The sequence below is a fragment of the Methylobacterium sp. OAE515 genome (genome assembly GCF_041806315.1).
Taxonomy (GTDB): domain Bacteria; phylum Pseudomonadota; class Alphaproteobacteria; order Rhizobiales; family Beijerinckiaceae; genus Methylobacterium; species Methylobacterium tardum.
In genome coordinates, this window is record NZ_JBGMUV010000001.1 from 1,303,049 (window position 1) to 1,326,301 (window position 23,253).

General features: G+C 63.4%; 26 protein-coding genes. 17 read left to right on the forward strand and 9 right to left on the reverse strand.

Translation table 11 applies throughout. The features are described from left to right. Positions 1–13: 13 nt before the first annotated feature. On the forward strand, positions 14–994 hold the full coding sequence (locus ABIE45_RS06340; protein WP_192711731.1) for a histidine kinase dimerization/phosphoacceptor domain -containing protein: 981 nt from the start codon (positions 14–16) through the stop codon (positions 992–994). 8 nt (positions 995–1,002) lie between these two features. Then, positions 1,003–1,371, forward strand: coding sequence for a response regulator (locus tag ABIE45_RS06345; RefSeq protein WP_192711732.1), 369 nt, complete (start codon positions 1,003–1,005; stop codon positions 1,369–1,371). A 327-nt stretch (positions 1,372–1,698) separates the two neighbouring features. On the opposite strand, the gene ABIE45_RS06350 is transcribed toward ABIE45_RS06345, so the two are convergent. Continuing rightward, on the reverse strand, positions 1,699–3,837 hold the full coding sequence (locus ABIE45_RS06350) for an ATP-binding protein (RefSeq protein WP_192711733.1): 2,139 nt from the start codon (positions 3,835–3,837) through the stop codon (positions 1,699–1,701). A gap of 298 nt (positions 3,838–4,135) precedes the next feature. Here ABIE45_RS06350 and ABIE45_RS06355 point away from each other — a divergent pair. Then, a protein-coding gene (locus ABIE45_RS06355) for an IS3 family transposase (protein ID WP_373622203.1) occupies positions 4,136–5,277 on the forward strand; the annotation gives its coding sequence in 2 pieces (ribosomal slippage) (positions 4,136–4,403 and positions 4,403–5,277; 1,143 coding nt in all). 307 nt (positions 5,278–5,584) lie between these two features. Here the strand turns inward: ABIE45_RS06355 and ABIE45_RS06360 are convergent. Together ABIE45_RS06360 and ABIE45_RS06365 are read right to left on the reverse strand one after the other, a co-directional pair. Further along, positions 5,585–6,433 (reverse strand): porin family protein, encoded by an 849-nt coding sequence (locus tag ABIE45_RS06360; RefSeq protein ID WP_192711673.1) that lies wholly within the window; start codon positions 6,431–6,433, stop codon positions 5,585–5,587. A 913-nt stretch (positions 6,434–7,346) separates the two neighbouring features. Further along, a complete protein-coding gene (locus tag ABIE45_RS06365; RefSeq protein WP_192711672.1) occupies positions 7,347–7,757 on the reverse strand; it encodes a DUF1236 domain-containing protein in 411 nt (136 codons plus the stop codon). Positions 7,758–8,767: 1,010 nt separating this feature from the next. Here ABIE45_RS06365 and ABIE45_RS06370 point away from each other — a divergent pair. Then, on the forward strand, positions 8,768–9,034 hold the full coding sequence (locus ABIE45_RS06370) for a hypothetical protein (protein WP_192711671.1): 267 nt from the start codon (positions 8,768–8,770) through the stop codon (positions 9,032–9,034). 265 nt (positions 9,035–9,299) lie between these two features. Here the strand turns inward: ABIE45_RS06370 and ABIE45_RS06375 are convergent, their stop codons facing one another. Together ABIE45_RS06375 and ABIE45_RS06380 are read right to left on the reverse strand one after the other, a co-directional pair. Beyond that, positions 9,300–9,716 (reverse strand): response regulator, encoded by a 417-nt coding sequence (locus ABIE45_RS06375; protein ID WP_192711670.1) that lies wholly within the window; start codon positions 9,714–9,716, stop codon positions 9,300–9,302. 345 nt (positions 9,717–10,061) lie between these two features. After that, positions 10,062–10,238 (reverse strand): hypothetical protein, encoded by a 177-nt coding sequence (locus ABIE45_RS06380; protein WP_192711669.1) that lies wholly within the window; start codon positions 10,236–10,238, stop codon positions 10,062–10,064. Between the two features lie 1,768 nt (positions 10,239–12,006). Here ABIE45_RS06380 and opgC point away from each other — a divergent pair. From opgC to ABIE45_RS06395, 3 genes are all read left to right on the forward strand, one after another. Further along, a complete protein-coding gene (opgC, locus tag ABIE45_RS06385) occupies positions 12,007–12,501 on the forward strand; it encodes an OpgC domain-containing protein (protein ID WP_192711675.1) in 495 nt (164 codons plus the stop codon). Between the two features lie 152 nt (positions 12,502–12,653). Then, a complete protein-coding gene (locus ABIE45_RS06390) occupies positions 12,654–13,181 on the forward strand; it encodes a DUF4142 domain-containing protein (protein WP_192711668.1) in 528 nt (175 codons plus the stop codon). Between the two features lie 226 nt (positions 13,182–13,407). Beyond that, positions 13,408–13,803 (forward strand): response regulator, encoded by a 396-nt coding sequence (locus ABIE45_RS06395; RefSeq protein ID WP_192711667.1) that lies wholly within the window; start codon positions 13,408–13,410, stop codon positions 13,801–13,803. 51 nt (positions 13,804–13,854) lie between these two features. On the opposite strand, the gene ABIE45_RS06400 is transcribed toward ABIE45_RS06395, so the two are convergent. Both ABIE45_RS06400 and ABIE45_RS06405 read right to left on the reverse strand, forming a co-directional pair. Continuing rightward, positions 13,855–14,073, reverse strand: coding sequence for a hypothetical protein (locus ABIE45_RS06400; protein ID WP_192711666.1), 219 nt, complete (start codon positions 14,071–14,073; stop codon positions 13,855–13,857). Between the two features lie 462 nt (positions 14,074–14,535). After that, positions 14,536–14,697: a hypothetical protein gene (locus ABIE45_RS06405; protein ID WP_192711664.1), complete on the reverse strand. Its 162-nt coding sequence runs from the start codon at positions 14,695–14,697 to the stop codon at positions 14,536–14,538. A 1,588-nt stretch (positions 14,698–16,285) separates the two neighbouring features. Between ABIE45_RS06405 and ABIE45_RS06410 the strand changes: the two genes are divergently transcribed. Both ABIE45_RS06410 and ABIE45_RS06415 read left to right on the forward strand, forming a co-directional pair. After that, positions 16,286–16,423: a hypothetical protein gene (locus ABIE45_RS06410; RefSeq protein WP_373622204.1), complete on the forward strand. Its 138-nt coding sequence runs from the start codon at positions 16,286–16,288 to the stop codon at positions 16,421–16,423. 1,079 nt (positions 16,424–17,502) lie between these two features. Next, a complete protein-coding gene (locus ABIE45_RS06415; RefSeq protein ID WP_192711663.1) occupies positions 17,503–17,700 on the forward strand; it encodes a hypothetical protein in 198 nt (65 codons plus the stop codon). Between the two features lie 44 nt (positions 17,701–17,744). Here ABIE45_RS06415 and ABIE45_RS06420 read toward each other — a convergent pair whose 3' ends face one another. Further along, positions 17,745–18,281 (reverse strand): hypothetical protein, encoded by a 537-nt coding sequence (locus tag ABIE45_RS06420; RefSeq protein ID WP_192711662.1) that lies wholly within the window; start codon positions 18,279–18,281, stop codon positions 17,745–17,747. A 109-nt stretch (positions 18,282–18,390) separates the two neighbouring features. On the opposite strand from ABIE45_RS06420, the gene ABIE45_RS06425 reads away from it, so the two are divergent. The 6 genes from ABIE45_RS06425 to ABIE45_RS06450 all read left to right on the forward strand — a co-directional run bounded on the left by ABIE45_RS06425 (position 18,391) and on the right by ABIE45_RS06450 (position 22,216). After that, positions 18,391–18,645 (forward strand): hypothetical protein, encoded by a 255-nt coding sequence (locus ABIE45_RS06425; protein ID WP_192711674.1) that lies wholly within the window; start codon positions 18,391–18,393, stop codon positions 18,643–18,645. A gap of 814 nt (positions 18,646–19,459) precedes the next feature. Further along, positions 19,460–20,214, forward strand: a protein-coding gene (locus tag ABIE45_RS06430) for an IS5 family transposase (protein WP_373622205.1) whose coding sequence is annotated in 2 segments (ribosomal slippage) — positions 19,460–19,784 and positions 19,784–20,214 — 756 coding nt in all. Because the reading frame shifts where the segments join, the coding sequence is not laid out codon by codon here. Between the two features lie 900 nt (positions 20,215–21,114). Beyond that, positions 21,115–21,276, forward strand: a complete 162-nt coding sequence (locus ABIE45_RS06435) for a hypothetical protein (RefSeq protein ID WP_373622206.1) — start codon at positions 21,115–21,117, stop codon at positions 21,274–21,276. Between the two features lie 12 nt (positions 21,277–21,288). Next, entirely contained in the window at positions 21,289–21,480 is a 192-nt protein-coding gene (locus tag ABIE45_RS06440; protein ID WP_373622207.1) for a hypothetical protein, read from the forward strand. Positions 21,481–21,711: 231 nt separating this feature from the next. Next, complete coding sequence (locus tag ABIE45_RS06445) at positions 21,712–21,927, forward strand: hypothetical protein (protein WP_192711699.1); 216 nt, start codon at positions 21,712–21,714, stop codon at positions 21,925–21,927. A 133-nt stretch (positions 21,928–22,060) separates the two neighbouring features. Beyond that, entirely contained in the window at positions 22,061–22,216 is a 156-nt protein-coding gene (locus ABIE45_RS06450) for a hypothetical protein (protein ID WP_192711682.1), read from the forward strand. A 37-nt stretch (positions 22,217–22,253) separates the two neighbouring features. Here ABIE45_RS06450 and ABIE45_RS06455 read toward each other — a convergent pair whose 3' ends face one another. Continuing rightward, complete coding sequence (locus ABIE45_RS06455) at positions 22,254–22,532, reverse strand: hypothetical protein (RefSeq protein WP_192711683.1); 279 nt, start codon at positions 22,530–22,532, stop codon at positions 22,254–22,256. Positions 22,533–22,752: 220 nt separating this feature from the next. Here ABIE45_RS06455 and ABIE45_RS06460 point away from each other — a divergent pair, with 220 nt between their 5' ends. Beyond that, positions 22,753–22,962, forward strand: coding sequence for a cold-shock protein (locus tag ABIE45_RS06460; RefSeq protein ID WP_192711697.1), 210 nt, complete (start codon positions 22,753–22,755; stop codon positions 22,960–22,962). A gap of 78 nt (positions 22,963–23,040) precedes the next feature. Continuing rightward, complete coding sequence (locus ABIE45_RS06465; protein WP_192711684.1) at positions 23,041–23,244, forward strand: hypothetical protein; 204 nt, start codon at positions 23,041–23,043, stop codon at positions 23,242–23,244. Positions 23,245–23,253: the final 9 nt, after the last annotated feature.

Genomic DNA, 23,253 nt, shown 5'->3' on the forward strand with positions numbered 1-23,253 from the left:
ACGTGTAGCGCCCATGCGAGTCATCGTAGCTGACGACGATCCGGATACCCGTGTCCTGAACATGCGGGCCATCGCGCACGAAATTCCCGATCTCGACATCGTCGAGGTGGCAGATCCCGCAAGCCTCGAGCAGGCGCTCTCCGCCGCTCCCGATCTGCTGGTGACCGACTACGACCTTCGCTGGACAGATGGCTTTCAGATCCTGACTCGCGTCCGCGACGCTCACCCGCACTGCCACGCGATCATGGTGACCGGGACGGGGAACGAGGATCTGGCGGTTCGCGCCATGAAGGCCGGCTTCGACGACTACATCGTGAAGGGCCGCAATCAGTTGAAGCGCCTCGGTCTCACCGCTCGCTTGGTACTCGAGCGTGGACAGACGCAGCGCGCGCTGTCGGAGAATAGAGATCTGGTTCTGGCCGAACTCTACCACCGGCTACACAACAACCTTCAGATCGTCATCAGCCTCATCCGCCAGACCGAGAAGACGCTCAGGGATGCCGCCGACCGCCAGCAACTTGCCGACCTTCGGCAGCGCATTCAGGCCCTAAGTAGCCTCCAAGAGCAATTCTACCGCTCCCCGGACTTCCGCCGCGTCGAGTTCGGAGCTTTTCTGGGCGAGTTGGCGGAGCGCCTGTCCGCGCTGGCTCCCATACCGGTCACGCTTGTAGCCGAAATCGAGGCTGTGGAGTTGCCGGTGGACGTCGCTGTGCCATTTGGTTTGCTGGCGAACGAGATCATCACCAACGCGGTTCAGCACGCCTTCTCAGACGAGGCGCAGGGGGGCAGGATGAGGGTGCGCTTGCAGCGCCAGGGTGACCGCTGTGTCCTGACGGTCGAGGATGATGGTCGTGGGTTTGAGAGCGGCCTCAGATCGCAACCTGCCGGAATGGGGCTGCACCTCGTCGAACGTCTGGCGCAGCAGATCGACGGCACGGTGAACATCGAGGACACCCACCCCGGCACACGGGTCAGCGTCGGAGTGGCCCTGTGAGCCGCAGCTTGCGCGTCCTGATCGTCGAGGATGAGTATTTCGTCGCCACCTACGTCGCCGACCTCATGGAGGATTGGGGCCATAAGGTCATGGCGATGTGCGCGACCGGAGAAGATGCCATCGAGCATCTGAAACGGGGTGGCGTCGAACTCGCGATCCTTGACATCAAGCTCAAGGGCGACCTGACGGGCGTGGATGTAGCCGAAGTTGCGCGCACGCAAGGCGTGACACACGTATTCTTGTCGGGATCCGGCGATCCGGCCACGCGCTCCGCCGCGAGAGCGACTGATCCGCTCGCGTTCTTGCAGAAACCGGTCAATGAGCGGCAGCTTAGCGCAGTATTGTCCGAGGTGGCTGCCGAAACACTCGGAACTTGAGCGACCGGCCTGACACAAGCCAGACGCACGATTGGCGGGCTGCCGTCGATCGTCTCGCCGACCATGGCCCGTTCATCACGGGCGCGATGTCGTCTCAGGTATCGCAGTACCGGCTCCTGAGGTCGGCCGGTGCATGTCGCCGAGGACCTCGGCGAGGCTCGTCATGAGGGTCGTCGAGCTCGGTTCCTCAAGCCACGAACATCGGGACTTTGGATCCGAGCATCAGGCTCATGGCCGAGCGCAAGCAGCGCGGCCCGGTTTGCAGCCAGTGACATGATCTGCTGGTGCGCGAAGCCATCGCGGGGCGCTGCTTCAAGGCTGCATGGATCAGGCCACCACTCGCAGGACCGTCTTCTGCCGTGCACGGACAAGCACTTCCTGCATTTGCGACAGGTCGAAGGGTTTGCGCAGGAGCGGGAAGCCCTCGGCTGCAGCTTGTTGCGCCACGTCGCTGTAGCCCGTCGCCAGCACCACAGGGATTGCGGCCCCGAACTCCTGTCGAACGGCACGTGCCAGATCCAGCCCGTTCATCCCGCCTGGCATGACGATGTCGCTGAAGATGAGATCGATCCGGGTCGATGAGCGCAGGATCACCAGAGCCGATGCCGGATCAGGAGCGTGGGTGACGGAAAAGCCAAGCTCTTCGAGCCGTCCTCTGGAGACATCTGCCACCTCTGCGTTGTCCTCCACCAACAGGACGTGATCACGCCGCCCATCCTGGCGGGCTGGAGCCACGTCCGCGCGCTGGGGAGATTGTGTCAGCACAGGCTCATCGGTGCGGGGCAAGTAGAGAGTGACCGTCGTGCCCTGACCCGGATGGCTTGCCACAGTGGCAGTCCCACCCGACTGCTGCGCGAAGCCATAGACCTGTGAGAGGCCCAAGCCGGTGCCTTTCCCAACCTCCTTGGTTGTGAAGAACGGCTCGAACACGCGCGCCAGCACGTCGGGCGGCATGCCGGTTCCCGTGTCAGTGACGCTCAGCGCGACGTAGTCGCCGCTCAGGCCGATGGTCTTCGCATCCGCAAGGCTCACGTTCTGTGCCGCCAGGGTCAGCCGACCGCCACCGGGCATCGCATCCCGTGCGTTGACCGCGAGGTTGAGCACGGCGAGCTCCAACTCGGACAGATCCACCTTCGTCGGCCACAATCCAGGCGTGACCTGCACCTCGACAGCGACGTCACCCCGCACGCTGGAGCGCAGCATGTCCTCAAGCCGGGTCAGGCACTCGTTGAGGTCGACCGGCACCGCCTGATGTGCCTGGCGGCGTGAGAAGGAGAGCAGCTGACGGGTCAGGCTGGACCCACGTTGCGCGGCAGCCTCGATCGCATCGAGCGCGCGGCGCTGCCGCTCGTCAGCGACCGGGTAGCGCTTCAGGCGCTCCAAGTTGCCGCTCACCACCATGAGGAGGTTGTTGAAGTCGTGCGCAATGCCACCGGTGAGCTGGCCGACCGCCTCGAGGCGCTGTGACTGCTTGAGGGCCGCCTCCGCGTTCTCGCGGCGCGTAACCTCGACGCGAAAGTGCTCGGTCCGGCGCAGTGCGTAGAGTGCGAGCCCGAACAGAGCGAGGGTTGCTGGCAGACCAAACAGCAGATGGCCCAGCAACGTCTGCCGCCACTCGCGCCACATCGTGGCGGTCTCGATCCCAGCCTGAGCGTAGATCGGATAGCCTGAGACTCGGCGGTAGCCGATGCGCCGCTCTACGCCATCGATCTGCGAGGTCGCGGTGAACAGCCCGCTATCCGGCCGATGCGTGACCATGCTCAGGAAGGCGCTCTTCGGCTCAAGTCGGCTGGGTCGATCAGGGTTTTGGGGAAAGCGGGCCAGGAACGCTCCGTCGGCTCGCATCAGAGCAAAGGAGTCCGCGACGCCGTGGGATAGGCGCTCGTAGAAATCCCAAAAGTGCGCGGGCAGCAGGCTGATCGCGACAGCACCGTTGAAGGTGCCATCATCGTGCTCCGGCCGTCTGGCGCTGACGACGAAGAAGCGGAAGTTGCCCACTTTCGACTGCACCACCTCGCCGATGAAGGTGCCGGCGTCGGAGGAACTCTGCGCCCGGAAGTAGTCCCTGTCGGCGTTGTTCAGGCTGGCCGGGACCGGAAAGACGGTGCTGGAGACGAGAGGATGCCCAAACGCATCGAACACCCAGATTGCCTGGATCTGCGGGAGCACATCCTGGATGCGTCGAAGCCGGCGTGAGAGTTGAGCCTCCTCACCACGGATGGCTGGATCGTCATACCCGCGCAGCACCTCGTTTGTCTCTGCAAGCGTTCGCTCGACCGTCTGGAAGGCCTTCAGCGTGTGCTCCTGCAGGATGTCGAGCGCGCGTTCGATCCGCTCATCCGAGCGCTGACTGATTTCGGCGTGAGTAGACCAAGCGGCATAGGCGAACAGGAGAGTGGGGCCGAGCAGGCTCAGGACTACGATGAGGCGAAGCGGCCAGGAAAAGCTGGGTTTGATGAGACGCACGGCGAACGACGCTTCGGATGGCGAGCCGGACTGCTACGGCGGTTGCACAAACCTGATAATAGGTCTCGGCCAACCTGTATCCAGCCAAGAGGGCGACCAAGCTTGGCTTGGCCTATGAGGTTCAGGCGCTCACACGGATTGGCCGATCGCACCAGCCATTCGAATGACATCAGACCTTGGCGTCGCTGTCGCGGGCCAGTTCCGCCCAGTCCAGTAGGTTGGACGCTCAGTGTGACCTGACCGGCTGGTCTTGGACCGGGCTGATTGAGAGGATCAGCCTGGACCAGAGGAGTTGGGGATGAAGCGAGGACAGAGGCCGAGCGCGGAACAGGTCGTGCTGATGCTGCGCCAGATCGAGGTGCAGACGGCACAAGGCAAAAGCATCGCAGTCGCCTGCAAAGAAGCGGACGTCTCCGAGCAGAGCTACTACCGCTGGCGTAAGGAGTACGGCGGCCTGAAGGTTGATCAGGCTAAGAAGATGAAAGATCTGGAGCGCGAGAACGCTCGGCTTCGTCGGCTTGTGGCTGATCTATCGTTAGAGAAGCAGGTCCTGGCGGACGTCGCCTCGGGAAACTTGTAGCCCCCGAGCGACGCCGGCAGGCGGTCGACGGCATTCGGGAGAAGTACGGCCTCTCGGAACGTCACGCCTGCCGGATCGTCGGCCAGCACCGCGGCACGCAGCGCACCGTGCCCACCGTGCCGGCCGACGAGGATGGGCTGACCCGAGCCATCGTTGCCTTGGCCTCCGAGTATGGGCGCTATGGCTACCGACGCGTCACCGCGCTGCTGCAGACAGACGGCTGGCGGGTGGGCAAGGACCGGGTTCAGCGGATCTGGCGTCGCGAGGGGCTGAAGGTCCCCAGCCGACATAAACCCCGCAGCCGCCTATGGCTGAACGACGGCTCGTGCGTGCGGCTGCGGCCACTCCACCGCAACCACGTCTGGAGCTTCGACTTCGTGCTGGCCCAGACGCACGACGGCCGGAGCCTGCGCATCCTGACGCTGATCGATGAGCACAGCCGGGCGTGCCTCGCCTTGAAGGTGGCGCGGCGCATCAACAGCCTGGGTGTGATCGAGGCCCTAGCAGAGGCGATGTGCCTGCACGGCATCCCGGAGAACATCCGCTGCGACAACGGTCCTGAGATGATCTCGAAGGCGCTGCGCAAGTGGGTCACTAAGGCCGGCTCGCAGATCCAGTACATCGCACCCGGCTCGCCGTGGGAGAACGGGTACTGTGAGAGCTTCAACGGCAAGCTGCGCGACGAGTGCCTGAGGCAGGAGATCTTCTACTCACTCAAGGAGGCACAGATCGTGATCGGCCTCTGGCAGAACACGTACAACCGCGTCCGGCCGCATTCGTCGCTGGGCTACCGACCACCCGCGCCTGTCAGCTTCCCGGATCTGGCCTTCCGGCTACCCATGGGCGCAACCATGCAGTAACCTCGCAACTGGCCCGGTCCAAAATACCGGTCAGGTCAATTGATACGCCTGGCTCAGTTTCCGCGAGGTGTGCCCGAGCACATACCGCCCAAAGACCTACCGCCGTCCGAGCTCCGAACAAGAAACACCCCAGGAGCAGGGCTCCCAGGGTGTCGCCGACCTCGCGGCCAGTTTGATCGGGCTGGGGAATGCGAAGGCCAGCCGGGCGGCTCCTCTTCAGCGGCGGAGAGCGATGAGGAGAACCAACTATCTTTCGCCCGCCGCCGCATCTTCCGGGACAGACACCCGGGAGCAGCTCGACCGGATCTTAGTACGAGCCGAACTTGTAGTTCAGGCCGGCGCGCACGACGGCGAACTGGTCATCGCGGCGGCCGACGCCGCTGTAGAGGACCGGGACGTTCGAAGCGGCGTCGATGAGGAACGCGCCCTGATTGCGGGTGCCACGATCCAGGTTCACGTACAGGCCTTCGACCTTCAGCGTCACGGCGGACGAGCGGAAGAAGTTCAGGAACGACTCGGTCGGGAGCGCGAACTCGACGCCACCGCCAGCCGTCCAACCGGTCCGGAAGCTGTCGTTGCCGGCGAAGCCGCCGAACGAGCGGTCAGCGCTGCCCGAGCCGTAGGCGAAGCCGCCGGTGCCGTACACAAGGGTGCGGTCGAACGCGTAGCCGAGGCGGCCGCGCACTGTGCCGAAGAAATCGAGGCTCGACAGACCGCGCGGGTCGGTGGCGTAGAAGCCGGGACGGATGCCGCCGTTCACGAAAGCGTTGTTTCGGTCACGCCCGAAGTCGAGGTACTGCGCGTCGGCCTCGAAGCCGATCACGACGCCCGAGCCCGGGGTGAACTGGTAGTTGTAGCCGATCTGGCCACCGCCCGAGAAGCCGTCCTGGCTGCGGTTGCGGAAGGTCACCGCGACCGGGGCTCCGCTGACGGTGTACCCGCCTGCGCCACCCGGCACGATAAAGGTGTTGCCGCTGTTGCGGTCGCTGGCGTCGAAGGCGTAGCCGGCGTTGATACCGAAGTAGGCGCCGGTCCAGGTGAAGACCGGGACGGGGGTGAACACCGGCGGCGGGGCAGCGCGGCGCGGCAGGTCGGCGGCCGAAGCGGCAGCGGTCAGGGCGGTGAAGGCGGCCAGCGAGGCCAGGAGCTTGGTCATCGGGTCAGGTCCAGATTTCAGTCTGGATGTATGACTACCGATCCGTGGCCGAATTGGCTGTAGTTTTACGGACACACTCGTCGACATCTAGGCTGAGCGACATAGTAAAGCGATTATGAACATGCCTGAAGCTGCCAGAATACTTCAGGCTGGACATGGCTGGGCGCCACAACATCTCAACGACGCTATGGTTGCGTCTGGCCGGTGAGTTTCGGTGTGCATGTGACAGAAAAGCGATGGGCTGGATCAACTGGAACAGCTGAAGCACTGCAAACTGGATCATCCGACCGTATGATCCACGATTGGTCAGGGCAGCAGTGGCAGCGCTGGCGTAAAATATTTCGCCGGAAAGCGCCTGGGACTTGCTCAGCGAATCCTGTGATTGAGATCGAGGCCGAAGCGGATCGGCCACCGGTCAGCTATCCTGATCGAGATCGAGCCCGCGGATCAGGGTTCCAATCGGGTCACCATCAGCATCCTTGCCCTGAGTAGTTGGAGGTAACAGCGTGCTCGACAATCTCGGCACTGTCCTCGCTCCTGGCGGCAGCGCAATCGTCAGACGATGAGCTAGGAGACTGCTGCTTTCCGCCATCAGTGCGGCGGGCTCAGTGCCGTGCAACCTTTGGGACGGATCAGTCCAGATCGTCGACACAGACGGCGCCTCAGCCGTCACTGTGACGACCCGTGCCTGGCGGCTTACCCGCTCATAATTGCCCGGGTGCAGAACGTGCGCGGCGACGACCAGTCCCAGTGCAGCTAGAGCTGTGGTCGCAAGGGTGGATCGATAGCGTTCCATGCTGGCAGAACATACTGCCAAGCTCGCCGTTCCACCCGAGTGCCTGGAATAGCTAATCGTGAATTTACAATTGCGCTGGACATAGCCCGTGGTTTCGGGCTGCGCTCTGGTCTGTGGCTACTCGATCACCTCAACGATGCGTCGGTTCCCCGGCTCGACGAGCACGGGATGGCCATTGATGATCGTGTAACTGTACTCCGGCAGCGCGAATTCCCGAGGCACATCGTAGTAGAACACACCCTCCTCTGGCAGAACGGTGCCGACCCGCACTGGGACGGCGAGCGCGATGGATGGGCGGTGCTCAGCCAGCGCGTAGATGCGGAAGCGCTCACGCCGGTCGACGCCGAGGATGCCGTTGGCCGTGCCGACGGCTGCACCGATTGCACCGCCGACGAGTGCCCCGAGCGGACCGGCGACTTCCTCTCCGCGTGCAACCCCGTCCCGGGCGCCTCGCTCCAACCCTTGTGCATGGGCGGCCCCCATGAGGGCAAGCGTTGCCATGAGCATGAGAGTGGTCGTGACCCGCATTCTGCATCCTTGAGGCTGGGTATGACTGGCGTTTAGCGGCACCAAGCAGCAGCTCCACACCACCGGATCGGCGCTTGGTTGATCGCGCCAGTCACCGTGGGATCAGCAGATGGCAGACGCGCGACCGTTGGTTCAGCGGGCCGATTGGCCTCCACCAGCATCGCGGCCGAGAAACAGCAGAGCGCGAAGGCAGCGATCCAGAGAGCGCCTCTCAGGGTTCGGATCGTTCGCTTTGACATACCGGCGACGGTGACGGCCGTCGGTTACCGAACCCTTGCACCGTCCGCGACGCCTCGGGCCGGATCCTTGCCCTCATGCCGTTCTGCGATGAGCCAACTCGTCGAGCAGCGTCTGGAGCGCCGCACTCGTGGGCCGTTGCGTCTCGTCGACAAGCACGAACAGCGCTTCGGCGACGACAGCGGTTCGCGACGTCGGGTCCTCAGACGATCTGGGGCGGGGCGTCGGCGGTGAGAAGGCCGACCGCAAGAACGCGGCGCTGTCTTGGTGACCGAATTCGCAGGCGGATGTTTGCTCTGTGAGTGGGCACAGCGCTGCATCGGTGATCGACCATGGTAGGTGGGTGGGAAACGATGGAAACGGCACCGACCGAGGAGGGTAGCAGAGTCCTTCTCTTCGACGGCACGTACCAGTTCGTGGGCGTTCTGACCCGGTACAACCATAAGCATACGGGAGAGTGGCGCCTATGGACCGGGGATAGGCCGGCTCCGTGGGACGGCGGGATCCCGACACATTGGATGCCGCTGCCGGATGTCCCTTCCAGCTCCTGAGCGGCCTGTTCCGACAAAGCGGCAGGCCGGTTCAGCTGACGGCCCTCTAACCTCCTACAGCCATCCTGCCCACCGAGCCGCGTAGCGTACTGGCTCAGGCCGTGTAGCCCACGGCACGCCCCGCCAGTCCGTGATCAGGTCGGGCGGCGGGGCAGCAACGGTCTCGTGGTTGCCGAACTGCACCGGCGGCCAAGATCCCTCAGCCAACCCTGAGGGATCTTCATGATGATTATCGACCCGCTGATCGCGGTAGGCGTCGTCGCCGCCACTGCCGTTACTGATGCGGCCTACGTTTTCTTCAACGCCGCTGTGGCTGCCCGCCGGCGCATCCCAGCCGCAAACTGGTCGGCATGCTGGTACCTGCTCTCGGCGTTCGCCGTGATCAGCTACACGGAGAACGCCGTGTACGTGGCCTTCGCCGCGCTCGGTTCTTGGCTGGGCGCTTTCGCGTCCGTCACGTGGCTCGTGCGACCTGTTTCTCCGCGGTAGCACGTACACGGGGCAGCGCCGGCCAGCGTCCTACGCCCGACCGAAATATCTCACTGGGACGGGTTCTCCCCGGGTCAGCTGAATCCCTGCGGGTTGAGATTTGAGTGAGCGCCCTACAAGCAGAGCGAGGCCAACTAAGGCGGCTGATCCGGCAAGAGCGACGGATGCACACCACCAGAACACGACATCAAGCATGGTGGACAGGGTGCTCCGATTACGTGCTGACGCTTGGAGCCGCATGGTAAATGCGCCGTTAAGACTGCGCTCAGTACATCTCGATCCAGGCTTGAAAAGCCCTACCTCGCGTTACCAGCACGGCGCGAAGGGCTTCGGCGAGCCCGTCATGCGCGAAGGGCTTACGCAGGAACCGCGCGCCCGTTGGCATTTGCTCCTCGCCCGGCCACTCCACTCCCGATACGATCAGGATGGCGACTTCGGGCCAGCGCGCCGCTACGGCTTTTGCCAGGGTAAAGCCGCTCAAGGGTTCGCCGGCCAAGTTCACGTCCGCGATCATGGCTACAAGCTCGGGGCGAGCCGCCAGATGGGCCTGAGCGGCCTCCACAGTCGAGGCCTCGGCGACCTCGTACCCAGCATCCCGCAACGTTGCAGCCGCTTCCATGAGCTGCACGGGATTGTCCTCGACAATCAGCACGGCGAGCCGTGGCGCGAAGGCGTCTGCCATTCAGGACCTCCGCATGATCGGTGCTACATCAACGCAGTCGCCCCCGATTGCGTCGCACTCAAGCGTGCCCGGCGCGGGGACGCTATCTTGGGCAGGCGGATCGGTCTCGGGCTGCTGGCGGCCGATGCGGCCGGCGTCCAGTGAGCAGACCGTGCCGCCGCGCGAGACCGTGCGGGCCGCATTTGGCGTTTCCGCCAGATGTTCAGCCCGTACGCGGCCAACTATCTCGTGGTGAACCGCGCACCGCCGGGCAATCTCACGATCCGCCCAGCTGCCCCACTCCTCGGCTTGCGGGATGGCACCGCGCAAGCCGCCCTGGCGCACATAGCTCGGCAGCTCGGAGCCCTAGGGCCGGATCTCCTCGACCTGGATGCCGCCGGCTCGCAGGTAATCAGGAATGTCGGAATGGTCGTAGTACCCAGCCTCGTGGGCCATGGCGTCCAAGGCGGCGAGCGGATCCGTCGCCGAGCCGGTCCAGAGGATTGTCCCAGTTACGCTCTGCCGAACTCGATAAACCTTCATCACGGCCACCCCTTGTTTGACCGCCGATCATCAGCACAGGATTGGAGAACGTCCCGTAGCGAGTCTGTATAGGTTGCGTTTCAGCCGCATGGAGTGAGAAAAATCACCTACGCGTCGCGCAGCTGACGGGCCTCGTGGATCGCCTTCCGGGCCAGGCCGAGATCCGTAACGGCAGGGATGCTCCCGGCCGGAGCATGGCACGAGAGGAGACGTCGCTTGCGAACATCTATGATCACCGCGGCTATGCTGCCCGCGTTCAGTGCCGCCGCCCTCACTACGCCGGCTTCGGCGGCGCCTTTCAGTCCGGCTCCAGCCGCCACTATCACCGGCGCCCAGGACAGCATCACCGACGTTCGCTGGCACCCGATCCGCCGCATGCATCGCGCGGAACGCCGCTTGATGCATCGGCACTTTCGCCACCGCAGATAGCAACTCGGCGGTCGCTGCTGGCGACGCCATCTGAGGCTCGACCGTGGACGACACCGCTGCTGGGGCCGTCTTTTGCGATTTGGCGCAAGGGCTCGGCACCTCGGCGCCAGCCGCTTCTGCCCGTTCAACGCCTTCGTCAGATGATTGGGGCAGACGGGGGGATGTCCACTTTGATCAAGCTGCGGGTAGCTCATCCAGGTTGGTTCTTGCGAGTCGGGGCTCCGGATGGGGTCCTCGGCCGCCCACGTCCGCGGTGATTGCCGTTGGCCCCCCTACGACGATAGATCGGCGGCGTGGGCGCTCTTTGCTTGAGCCACCCGCACCGGATGCGCGGGCGGCGTTCGTGTGGGATGGGGCGATCAGCCATCCGTAACGGCCGGCTCATCAGATAGAACCAGTCCCTCATCCAAAACAGCTTCTTAGATCCGCTGGTGTGTCATTTTCTGCTCCACGCTCCCTGTAGACATGAGATCTTCAATCTGCAGAGTTAATCAAATTTGCACTTCTGCACCAGATATATTACAATTATCGGATGAAGCCGTTTTTCGTCCTGATTTGCCTTGTTTATGGCGTGGCAGTTGCGCATTTGGCTGCCAAAGATCCATCCCAAAGGACATTGATGGAAAATATTGGCGGCGTGTTGATTGTTGTAGCGCTTGGAACGATTGGCTTTTGCATGCCGTTTTTTCGGTAAATCATCGAAGTACATCGGCATAATTATCGCATGTTAAGGACCGCTGTCTTTCTCGCCGATTAACTTAGCGTCGTCAGCCTCGTGCCGATCTCCACGCCTGTGCTGGGGCTCCTGAGGAGGAAGCCTTTGCGCGGCCTGGCTGCCACGTCTGACATGGCATGGCATTCGGCCTTGAATAATCTGTCGCATCAGCGTCGCGCCGACCTCCACGCCCTCTGGGAAGCCATCTTCCCCCCCTCAAGGCCAAAAGAGGACGTGGATGCCGACATTGATCAAGACCAACGCGACTGATCCAAGCCAGTCTGGCCCGTCGGGGCGCTAGGCAGGCAGCCCCGGCCGCCCACGCTCACTGTGATCGCCACATAACCCCAGTGGCGATAGGTCAGCGAGCGTGGGTGCCTTCGCCACGTTGTCCAACCCTCGGCCAAGTAGAGTCGCTAGCTTGGCGACTTACGCCTCACCGCATCGTTGCCAGCGACAGCAGGTTCACCCGAGCCGCCAAAGCTTCGGCCAGTCGCACCCGCTCTCGCGACGGTTCGAGGGCCTCATCACCATTGCGGCAAAGGCGTTCGGAAAGGGCCAAATTGTACTGGACTAGCAAGAGTGTCGTAGAAATCTGCGTCGACCAGTACGTGCCAGTTATGGATCGGCAGGCATTCGTTGAAGATCTTCGCGGCGGGGTGCTTGGCGGCACTCATTGGCCGCATCCTCTACTGCACCTTCGATGTCACAGGCCTCCTGCAGATCGTGGTCAATCTCGGCGGGGTTGCCGCGATGCTAGGCCTCGCTGGCTTCCTTGATCACCGTGCGCGCACCGTGCCGCACGGGACGCTTATCACAGGTCGTCAGCTGGGGTGTGGACGGCGGCGGCTGCAGCGGATTAACGAACAAAACGCGCTGAGGGCGTGGCCCTCGCTGATCGGCCGACTACGGCAACAGATGCCAGAGGTCGGTCCCGAACCTGATCACGAGATCGAGCGCGATCAGCGCAAACATGCCCGCCTGGAATATGCTGTCTCCTCGATCGTCTGGACCGCGAGAGGCGGGGTTCAGCAACCCGGTCTTCCGCCTCTTCCTCGGTGGCGCGAACGGGCTAACGATCTCCAAGGCCATTCTCCGGCTACGCAACACAGGCGGTGAGGAACGCCGACAGGTGACTGTTCGTGCCCAAGGTGCGGCTCGCCAGCCTCTTGCGAGGCCAGTCGCGCCGGACCGCCGCGGTGGGCGGAATGTTTCGTGCGGAACGGCATCGGCGCTCCACAGTTTCCTGACACAAATCAGGAGGGACCGTCATGAAGAAGCTCGCTATCTTAGCTATATGCCTGGTTTTCACTGGCCCAGCTCTCGCCGAGAGCGTGTCCGAGAAGACTGGTCTGAACTCGCTAGTCGGCGCCAGCCCGAATACGCAGGACTTCGTCACTGAGGCTGCTATCAGCGACATGTTCGAAATCCAGTCGAGTAAGCTTGCTCAGGAGAAGAAGGGCACGAAGGTAAACGATTTTGCGAACAAGATGATTGCCGACCACGCCACATCGAGCGAAGCCATCAAAAACTTAGTTCAAAGCGGCAAGGTGAAGGCGGACATTCCGGGATCTCTCGACAGCAAGCACCAGAGCATGCTCGATAAACTCAAGGGTTTGAACGGCGACGATTTCGAGAACCAGTACCGCTCCGATCAGATTTCCGGCCACAAGGATACGGTCGACCTGTACAGGCGCTACGCCAAGGGCGGCGATAACGCGGACCTGAAGGCGTTTGCGGAGAAGACGCTGCCGATCGTTGAGCACCACCAGAAGATGGCCGAGGATCTCGCCAAGTAAGGCCAACGAGCCTGGACGTACACTTGCCCTGTAGTGCGTCAGCTCGGATCTCACTGGCGGAAACGCCAGTGAGCCCACCACCCGGGCGTACCGGGATCGGCACGGCAACGTCACCCAGACGGACACCGCGCGGATCGGCTGGCAGCAGCCCGAGCCCGGTGCGATCGAATGAGACACAATCAGGGCCAGCTGCGTTGATGTAGCACCGATCATGCGGAGGTCCTGAATGGCGGACGCCTTCACGCCGCGGCTTGCCGTGCTGATTGTCGAGGACGATCCCGTGCAGCTCATGGAAGCGGCTGCGGCGTTGCGGGATGCTGGGTACGAGGTCGCCGAGGCTTCGACAGTGGAGGCGGCTCAGGCCCACTTGGCGGCCCGTCCAGAGCTCGTGGCCATGGTTGCAGACGTCGACCTCGCCGGTGAGCCCTTGAGCGGCTTCACCCTGGCAAAAGCCGTAGCGGCGCGCTGGCCAGAGGTCGCGATCCTGATCGTGTCGGGAGTGGAGTGGCCGAGCGAGGAGCAGATGCCGATGGGGGCACGCTTCCTGCGTAAGCCGTTCGCCCTCGAAGGGCTCGCACAAGCACTTCGCGCCGTGTTGGCGGCGCGGGGAATCGGCTCGTAAGCCGACCGCCCGCGGCAATCGCGGTTCAGTCTGCTGGTGGAGCCAGCGACGTCAGGCCTCAGCGCTCGACCACCTCTCCAGCACTTCCGACCCGGCATGCAGCTCGACATGATGGCCGTGGGCGTCGTCGCGAGTCTTGCAAAGGTCAACCGCTGAGGCGAAGCGCGTCCGTGCAGCCACCTCGGTCTTGACATCCTCGGCGATCACCTGCTGCCCGTCACGGAATGTGAGCACGCGAAAGAGCGGGTGCTTCAGGTCATTGGCTTCCACGTGCTGAGTCTCCGATCACGTCGTTGCACGTCAGCCAGCGCCGTGGCCGCCCTTGGCGTTGTCGGGCCTGGGCATGTCCGGCCGGTTGTCGTAGCCGCCGCTCTCAGGTGCCTCGCCAACATCAGGCATTGGACTTCCTGGAGAGTGCGGGCCGCTGCCGCCCGCTTCCGGCGTGATGTTCTTGTTCTCACGGTGTAGTGGGGCCTGCGGTACCGTGCCGAAGGCTTCGCGCGCCGCGTCTACGTCGTGTCCCATGCTGGCCTCCCTTGGTGTTGTGAGAGGAAGGCGTACGGACCACATGGGTTCCGGCAGGCCCGTCCGCTCGGCCCCGCCCCGAACTGCTCATGGGGCGGAGGAGCGTCCGATCTCACCAGCGTGAGCCGAGCCGATACGCAACTTGGCCCGAAAGCATGATGGAGAGGCCTCGGTTACGGGCGCGTGTATGGCGCCCGTGCGTCGCGCTCAGTAGCCGTAGTACCCGTAGCCGTAAGGCCGGCGGTAGTAGCCGTACGGGCCGGCATAGTAGCCCACGGGGGCGTAGCCGTCGTAGCCGTAACCGTAGCCGCCATAGGGATAGCCGTACCCGCCAGCGAGGCCGTATCCAAGGGCAGCACCCGTGGCCAAGCCGAGGCCAAGTCCCAGGCCGCCGTAGCCATATCCACGACCGTATCCGTAGCCGTAACGACCATAGCCGCCGCGGAAGCCACCGTACCCACCCCGAAAGCCTCCATAGCCACCGCGGAACCCAGCGCCACGGAACCCGCCACCAAAGCCGCCACCGTGGAAACCACCGCCGCCAAAGCCGCGTGCATCAGCACCAGTCGGAACGAAAGCGAGCGCGGCCAAGACCGCCGTTGAGGCAAGAGCAAGACGTTTCATCAGGATCATCTCCTATCCAGAAGCGTGATCTAAAAACCCGGTTTGCTGCACGCTGGATCCCGTCACGGGAAGTACAAGGCGTCGCAGATTTGAATCTTTGTGTTGCTGGCGGACAGAAAAGCCCGACCAAGGAGAGATGATCCCTGGCCGGGCGAAACCACTGTCGAGCACCGTGAGGGTGGTTCTGCTCGACACAGTTGCCGGGCCAACCGGTTGTACGGGTCAGAGTTCCCCGATGGCATCTGCTCGTGGGCGAGGACGCCTCAGCGTGCCGTTGCGCCGCGGATTTTACGCGGAAAGCCGGCCTGCGGGTTGCGAAATTGAAGGCGGCGTGAGGCCCGCTCTCTGAGGGGCGGGCCGTCTGCCTCAGTTGAACGAACTTACCGCTGGTAGATCACGGTCTGCCGAAGGGCGGCGCTTAATGATCTGCACACGCGGCAGCCGCGCCATTGCATCCGCATACCCAGGTGCAACGGCCGCGGGCACGAGAGCGATGCGCGCAGCTGCGCGGTCTTTCAAATTCGACATGGGGTACTCCGTAAAGCGCAGGGCCGAGCCCTGCGTGCGCTGCAACAGATATGGGGTGCGATGCGATAAGCCGCTGCTGCTTGCGGCGTTGTGTCAGCGCCGTGTGGACCCGGACTTTTTAACGAGAGCAGCCGATGCAGATGCCCTCGGTGATCGTATCGTTGCGCTGATCGTTCTGAGTGCGCCGCAGGATGCTGCCAGTCTCCTGAGGCCCAAGTACGCTCGGGTGCGGCGCCCTCCGTCCCGTATGCACCATGCCGGGCGCCCCCTCAGCCGAGGCACCCCCTCGGCCAGTCCCCATCTGGTCCATACCTTGGGCCAGGGCAGGATAAGAGGCCACGCTAATGAGCGTGGCCACCGCGATCAGTAACGGTGTGCGCATGTAAAAACCCGGCAGATATGCACGTGAAACTCAAGGTATGTGGGCATACTCGCACAAAGTCGCAAAGTTCCGTTTGTAAGGGTGCGGCAAAGATTTCGAAAACTTAGGCCTTCCAACTTTGAATTGTCGGATATCAAACTGTTTGATTGGCATGCAGGCGGATGGGGAGTGTTGAAGCCAGGCTTGCCCCTGGTCTTGGGAGCGGGCTTCCGCATCTCTCAGCCCCGCTCAGTCGTGAGCCGGTAGAGTCAGATCCGTAACCAAACCGCCGAATGATCGCCGCAGGCCGGCGGTAGGCACAGGCGCTTCCGCAACAGACATGAGCGAGGGCATGACGCGAGCCGATCTCGAGAAGCGTGCCGAGTTGACCGTGTGGCTTGGCCACGGCCGGGCACCCCTTTCGCGGGGGGCCACGAGTTCCCAATGCTCCGCGAGGCGCTTGCTGAGGCGGCTGAGGCCATGAATGCCGAGGACGGGCAGCCCTGGATTATCACCGAGGACAGCGACATCCTCTCGCCACGCTGGATCAAGGCCGATACCAACGCGGCCCGCCTGCAATGATAGGCCGTAATCCAGCGCTTGCAGTGTCCAGTTCTCCCGCCGCGCCGACTCCCACACGATTGCCCGGCCACGGCCTCACGGGCGAGCCCGAGGGAACCGGCCCAGAGGCGCCTGTCGTCACGTGCTTGCCCGCCGCGGGCCATGTGGTGTCGCGTATGCCTCAGGCGCACTGGCAGGAAGAAACGGCGCTGTAGCAGGTGCATACCGGCCGGTCGCCTATCGTCCCATCTGGATCGATCGCGCACCGAACCGGTTCGCTCCGTCACGGCACACGTCCCGTTTGGTGCCCTTGGTCTTGACCAAGGTGTGCATGTGGCTGTGCTATTTAAGCGAGTGCAGTTCAGCGAACGACGGCTTCGCGGTTATGAGCGGTGTTGTGGTGAGCGCGGCGGTGGTACGGCTCCGGTGCGCGGCTCTGGGAGTAGCCCGAGATCGGAACAGCTTCGGCTTCCGGTCGGGTCGGACCGCTCAAGAGCGCACCGAATAAGCCTCCGGGTCTGTATCCCTGAGCGGCGACGATCCTATTCGCCTTTTCGATGCTCATATCGCAGGCGCTCGTCATACCCTGGAGAGCACCGAGGGCCCGCTCGTATTCGGGGAGATTGACGCAGCCTGGTGAAGTCCAAGCCCAAGCTGGAGCCGGTCCTACTAGCCCAGCAACAAGAACGGTAACCGCTAAGCTTGTCTTGATCCCCACAACTAACTCTCCTCCATGCCCCTCGTTCTATAACAATGGTCAGAGACTCAGTGATCCCACCTGCGTCACACGGCCGAACCCTGCAGGTGAAGTGAAGATCGCAGCCGTGTCAGTGCCGGTGGCTTGAGACAGGCACATCATCGGCTTCTACGGCGTTCTTCAAACCGTCCAGCCGCAGACTGTTACCGCATAGCTCGACCCGCTCCACGACCCGCGAGATCTCTCATGAGGTCGCCTCGGCTGGGATTACGCGCTGCCCCGTTGTCAGCCCTTCGCCGGTTCTGCTGAATGCCGGTGGATGATAGGTTGTTCTCCAAGCAAGGCCGCACCGGAACGGCTCATGTCGGCCGGGCGGCACCGTTAAGTCAACGTTGGGGCAACGATGACCGAGCTTGAGAAGGTCGAGCGCGAGATCGCCATCCTGCAGGAGAGTGTCCGGTCTTCGACGCACGCCCTCAGCGACCCGACCCTGTCGGTTGAGGGCGCCAACCGCGAACGAGCGAGCATCGAGGTCTATCGGCGGCATCTCGACGATCTGTTCACGAAGCGCGACGATCTGCAGGCCCTAAGCGAGGATTAGGGGCTGTTTCTCGTCGGCTCCTTGGCATCGCCTCGGACTGAGCGTTACTCCGCGCTTTCAAGCGCCTGCGACAGGCCCAGCCAACCCTTCACCTTCGCAGGCAGGATGCCGGGGCGCTTCTTGGTGGAGTTGTCTGGGCCACGAACTGCGTCCAACCGGCTTGCCACCTCTTCCTCTTCCAGCGGATCCGCTCGTCGCCCGATGGCGAGCGCACCTTCGAGAGCTTTGAGCCCTTTGTCGAAGCTGAAATAATCCGGGAACAGCGGGCAGCCGATTTGTGCGTCGATGTAACGGGTCCGCTCAAGCTCGGCTGCGGGTGTGTCCGCACAGGCTAGCCGCGTCACAAATGGTATCAGGCGCTGCCGCTGCGTGTCCGTCGCCATATCGTTCAGATGCATGGCGAGTTGGCAGATTGGCCGGGAGAAGCAGGGCGGCATCGAATTGGCCGACCGGACGGGCCGATAGCGAAACCCGGCTGCCAAAATCGCCGCCTCGTTGATGCAGGTGCCGCCGTCTGGTCCAGGGAAGGCGTGCGAGCCCCGGAGAAGCTTCCAGTTTAGGATGTGATCGTAGTCGCTCATGGTGGCTAACTCCGTAGCCGCCCCCGCATGAGCCTCCTCCTGTACGGCTAAAGCGTCAATCGCGTCCTTCGTTCTGGTGCTGCCGAGCCTGTCAGCGTATCAGCCCGGCATGGCAAAGCGCGTGAAGCAATATCCTCAGGATCGGGGCTCAATCCTGTTTGACGTCGTGTTCGAGGATGGCAGCCGCGCCTCGAACCGGCGCGTGCCGATGGAGATCCTGGGCGGCTTAGACGGCGACGAGCCCGCGCGTCAGCTCATCGAGCAGCAAGAGGCCGAGATCGCCCAGAAGGCTGGTCGGACACCGCGTGCGATCCAGAGACTCACGCGAGCTGCCAAGCCCGAACCGAAGCTCACGCGGGACTAGAACACCTCTCGACTGTCAACCGTCACGTTAAACCACTCGGTCGGGCTGTACGGACTAGAACCACGACGCTTCTGACCGGTTGGCCGCATTGGCTTTGCGCTAACCTCTACGCTTGCCCTACGTGCCATCCGGGCAAGAGTGGAAGGCTCGGCGATCGTCCACGTCAGGCTGAGCAAGGCGAGGCGGACCCGGATCAACTTCGAGAAAGCTGATCTTATCCACGAGGTGAGGCGGCGGCTGAGCGCCTTCTGATCTCATCCAACGGACGCAAGGTCGCTCGCACCTTCGCGACCTCCAGCGGCTCTGGCGTTCCCAGCAAGGCCTGGATGGCCTCGTGGGTTGCTAGCCAGCGGCGGGCGATGACAACCAAGTCAACACCAGCAACATCAAGGCCCTGACGCGCAACGCGTCGGCGGGCACCCTCCAGCTGGCGGTTGAGCCACCGCACCCTCAACATCAGGATCAGGAGCCGGGCTGTGTCGGGCCAGGACAGGCGTTGAACGAGTGCAGCAGTGTTGGAGCGGCTAGGGAGCGTGGTCGGCATCTGCGCACCTTGGCGAGGTCGAGAAGCGCTACGCCGACAGCGGCCACGATGTTCCCGCGACCGTCCCACCAAAGAGGCGACACTTGGGTCACGAACGCCTCGGGCTGCGCCTCGGCCGCCACTTCCGGCATCAGGGTCTCAGCCGCTTCGGCTTCCTGGTCCTGATCCCGGCCGCGCGTTCAGGTGATCTAACTGAACTAGGTCGCGAACCGATAACGGCTGGCACGGTTGAACCGCGGCGTTGTTAGCCCTCTGAGCAGGAGGGTCTTGATGGCGCGGTTTGATCTGACGGATGCGGAGTGGGCGGTGATCGAACCGCTGTTGCCGACGGACGTGCGCGGCAAGGAGCGCGTGGATGATCGGCGGGTGCTGAACGGGATCTTCTGGCGGCTGCGCACGGGCGCGCCCTGGGCCGACCTCCCGGCGCGCTACGGCCCACATACGACCTGCGGCAACCGTTTTCGGCGCTGGCGCAAGCGTGGCATCTGGGATCGGCTTTTGGATGCGGTGTCAAAGGCTTACGACGGCGACCTGCAGATGATCGACGCGACCAGCGTGCGGGTTCACCAGCATGCCGCCTGCGCCCAAAAAAAGACGGCCGATCCGGTGGCATGGGTCGCTCGCGCGGCGGCCTGACGAGCAAGATCCACGCGCTGGTAGATGCCGACGGCCGTCCGGTGGCGCTCAAGATCACCGAGGGTCAAGCGCACGCTGGGCGCGCGGCGGCCGACATGCTGGGCGGTCTGGGCGCGGGCCAGATCCTGCTGGGGGATCGAGCCTATGACAGCGACGCGCTTCGCACTCGGATGGCGGAGCAGGGCGCGTGGGCGAATGTGAAGCCGATGCCCAACCGCAAGCGAGTGCCGGCGTTCAGCCCGTTCCTGTACAAGTACCGCAACTTGGTCGAGCGCTTCTTCAGCAAGATCAAGCACTTCCGGGCAGTCGCCACCCGTTACGACAAGGATCCCGACAACTTCCTAGCCAGCGTCAAGCTCGCAGCCCTGCGGGTCTGGCTGCGAGCTTAATGAGTCCGCGACCTAATGAACGCCTACAACCGCATGGCGATCAGCTTCAGAGCCATGCCAGCAGCGGGCCACGACTGAGCCGTGTTTCTGCATCTACATCCACTCGCCAGACCACCTCCAAGAAGGCGACCTCCTCGGCCCGGACGAAGACCCCTCGCCTCGCCGTTGTCCATCCTGTGATCCGCAGGCAGGATCTAGAACGGGCGCAGAACATGGCGAGGCGGATAACCGAGAACGCCGGCATCAACCGGCCGTGTGTCATGGGCAAGCACGAACAGAACAGCACCCGTTGACGGACCATTAACGATACGATGCCAGAATGACCGCAGCGACCGGTCGGGGGGCGAGCGCCGGAAGAGCAGCACCGAGGCCTATTCCCCCTTGGCCTCGGTGCGGCCTCGCCGGCGCAGTCGCAACAAGCCCGCACCTGGAACACCAGGGTGGGCTTTTCTCATTGGATCGGGCGGCGGGGCAGATGCAGGGCTATGTCACAGCCTGCGGATGTGGCGACGGTGTACCGGAGTACGTGTCAGACTTGAGCGGGCAGCCGCTGTGCGCCTTGCGGTGATACAGGCGCCGTTGGACGTTCGGTCCGCTGTACGTCCCGCTAAGTGCTACACGCCCGTGACAGGCCGGACAGCGCTTGATGGCCATGATGTGCTGGGCCGCAGCTTCGTCCAGACTGACGGCGATCCACGCGCCCCCGATCTTCACTTCACAGGTCTGCGGATCAGGGTTCGGCATGGCACCGACCTGCCATGCTGGAGCGCGGATCGCCAGCGCCTCAACGCCACACCGCTGTTCGCCTCCCTGTATCCTGGGCAACCCCCGCTTCTGGCCGCATGGGTATCCGATCGCGGCTGCCGTAGCTCGCGAATGGCTTCCAGTTTCGCGCCCTCCATGCTCCCCGACGCAGCCGCCCTCTGGTGCAGCGCTATCGAGGACCTGTCTCCACATGCCTCGCCCTGCCGGTATCTCGTCCTGGCCCACTGGGCGCCGATCCGGGAAGCCGCCATCGACTTCTGCGACCGTCTGGGCGCTGAGGCGCACGCGCTCGGCTGAACGGCAGTCGAGTTGTTTGCGCTCCATCCGGAACACGGGACGCTGCGGATCGAGGTCTGCGGGGTGATGATCACCGGCAACCAGGCGCAGGCCGCCGAGCCAACCCGAGTAATGTTCGAGCGCGGCTCGGCTTACCGGAACAAGCAGGGCCAACAGTGGGGCATTCCGGTCTGGGAGTTCGCCAAGAAGGGCGCGGGCCGGTGAGCTACCGGCTCTTCACGCAGATCAGCAGCACGCAGCCGTTGCTGGGCTTCACCGTGCTGGTCACGATCGAAGCGACCTGCGGTCTCTTGGGCGTGGTGCCCCGACAGCCCGCAAGACCTCCACCGAAACAGGTATCCGCACTATCATCCGCAAGCCAGCGGACCTGACCCAATTGGAACCGAGAACGATCCGTTAAATTAACCTACGTGGAGATTTCGGTGGAGCGTCCGCATGAATTTTACGGTTGTGGGCAGCAAGGACGACCACGAATTGGAGGATGCCGTCCGTCGCGGTGTCGCTGATGGGTTAGCGCGACTGCTCGGAGTGCCGAAACACCCGGTCGGCGTTCAAGCTTTCCTCGACACGAATGACCTTAATTACGATAAAGAACGTGAAGGCAAGAGCGAACAGACGCACTCACCCACTACGGCCGTAGTCGAGATCTGAAACACGCCCCGCTGGGCCGGAAAACCCACGGTAGCTGTGATCGCCATCAATCAGCGCTCCGTCGTGTAAGAGCCCATATAGAAGGCGTCCCTCCGCGCATTCCCGTGCTCTGGGCAACGGAGCGGAGGCCGAGATGGCTCGCGAACTCACGACCGGCAAAGCTCAGGCCGTTATCCCCGAAGACTTCAACGAACGCGTGAGGCGTCTGCTTGCCGACAAGCCGGACCCGCGCAAGGCCGAGCCGAGAAGCAAGAACTTCAAGGCCAGCAAGCTGGTCACGAAGGCCTGACGAGATTGATCCGAGGGCGTTCGCTCGAGGGCAACGCTCACGGGTCCATCGTCGGCTCGTCCTCAAGCAGCCTGATTGATGACGCGACCGGGCCGTCCAACGGGCCGACATGGGCGACGAAGCGTGCACGTGACCAGAGTTCGACGCGATCTCCGTCGCTCAGGTGCAGAGCACGTTCTGCAGCCTCCGCGTCGGTGTCAGCCTCAATCAAGATCGTCGATCTGACGCTGCCGTCTGGTGCGAACCGGTAAGCCCGATATGGCGAGATCGTGCAAGAGGAGCGCCGGTCGGCTGGAAAGCTCACGACGTCTGCCATGCGCACGCCTATCCGCTGCAAAGGGCGGGACCCAGAACCTCAAGCGTGGGAGCCTGAGGCCGTCCATTCGCCGATGACGGCATCCTGCGCCTCTATGGGCGGCAAGGATAGCGCGGATGATGAAGTGGCACGAAAGCTGACGGAACGGGCGGCCGATACGGCCAGTTCGAACCTGATGGCGCGCCACATTGGCGTGCCGCATACGATTAGGATTGTTGCGATGGCTACTGGCACCGTGAAGTGGTTCAACGAGACCAAAGGATACGGCTTCATCCAGCCCGACGACGGCGGCAAGGACGTGTTCGTTCACATCTCGGCCGTCGAGCGCGCCGGGATGCGCAACCTGATCGAGGGTCAGAAGGTCTCTTACGACATCGAGGCTGACCGGCGCAGTGGCAAGGAGAGCGCCGCCAACCTGAAAAGCGCCTGAGCCGCAGCAGGCCCACACAGGCTCGATGGCGTCGCTTCTGCGGTGGCGCCATCGCATTTGACAGGGCATAGGGTAGGCATGTCAGACGTGCCGCCCCCCTACTCCATCGAAGTCTTGCCGCTTACCAAGCCGGAGGGCCACTTCCAGTGGGCGATCCGCCGGAGCGGTAAGCTGATCGAGCGGTCTGATCGCCCGCACCGCAGCGAGGCCAAAGCCTTGGAGAACGCCATGGAAGCCGTAGAGCGGGCCATGAAGCCTAGCAGCGATTTCAGAGGCCGCTGAGAGCCCTAC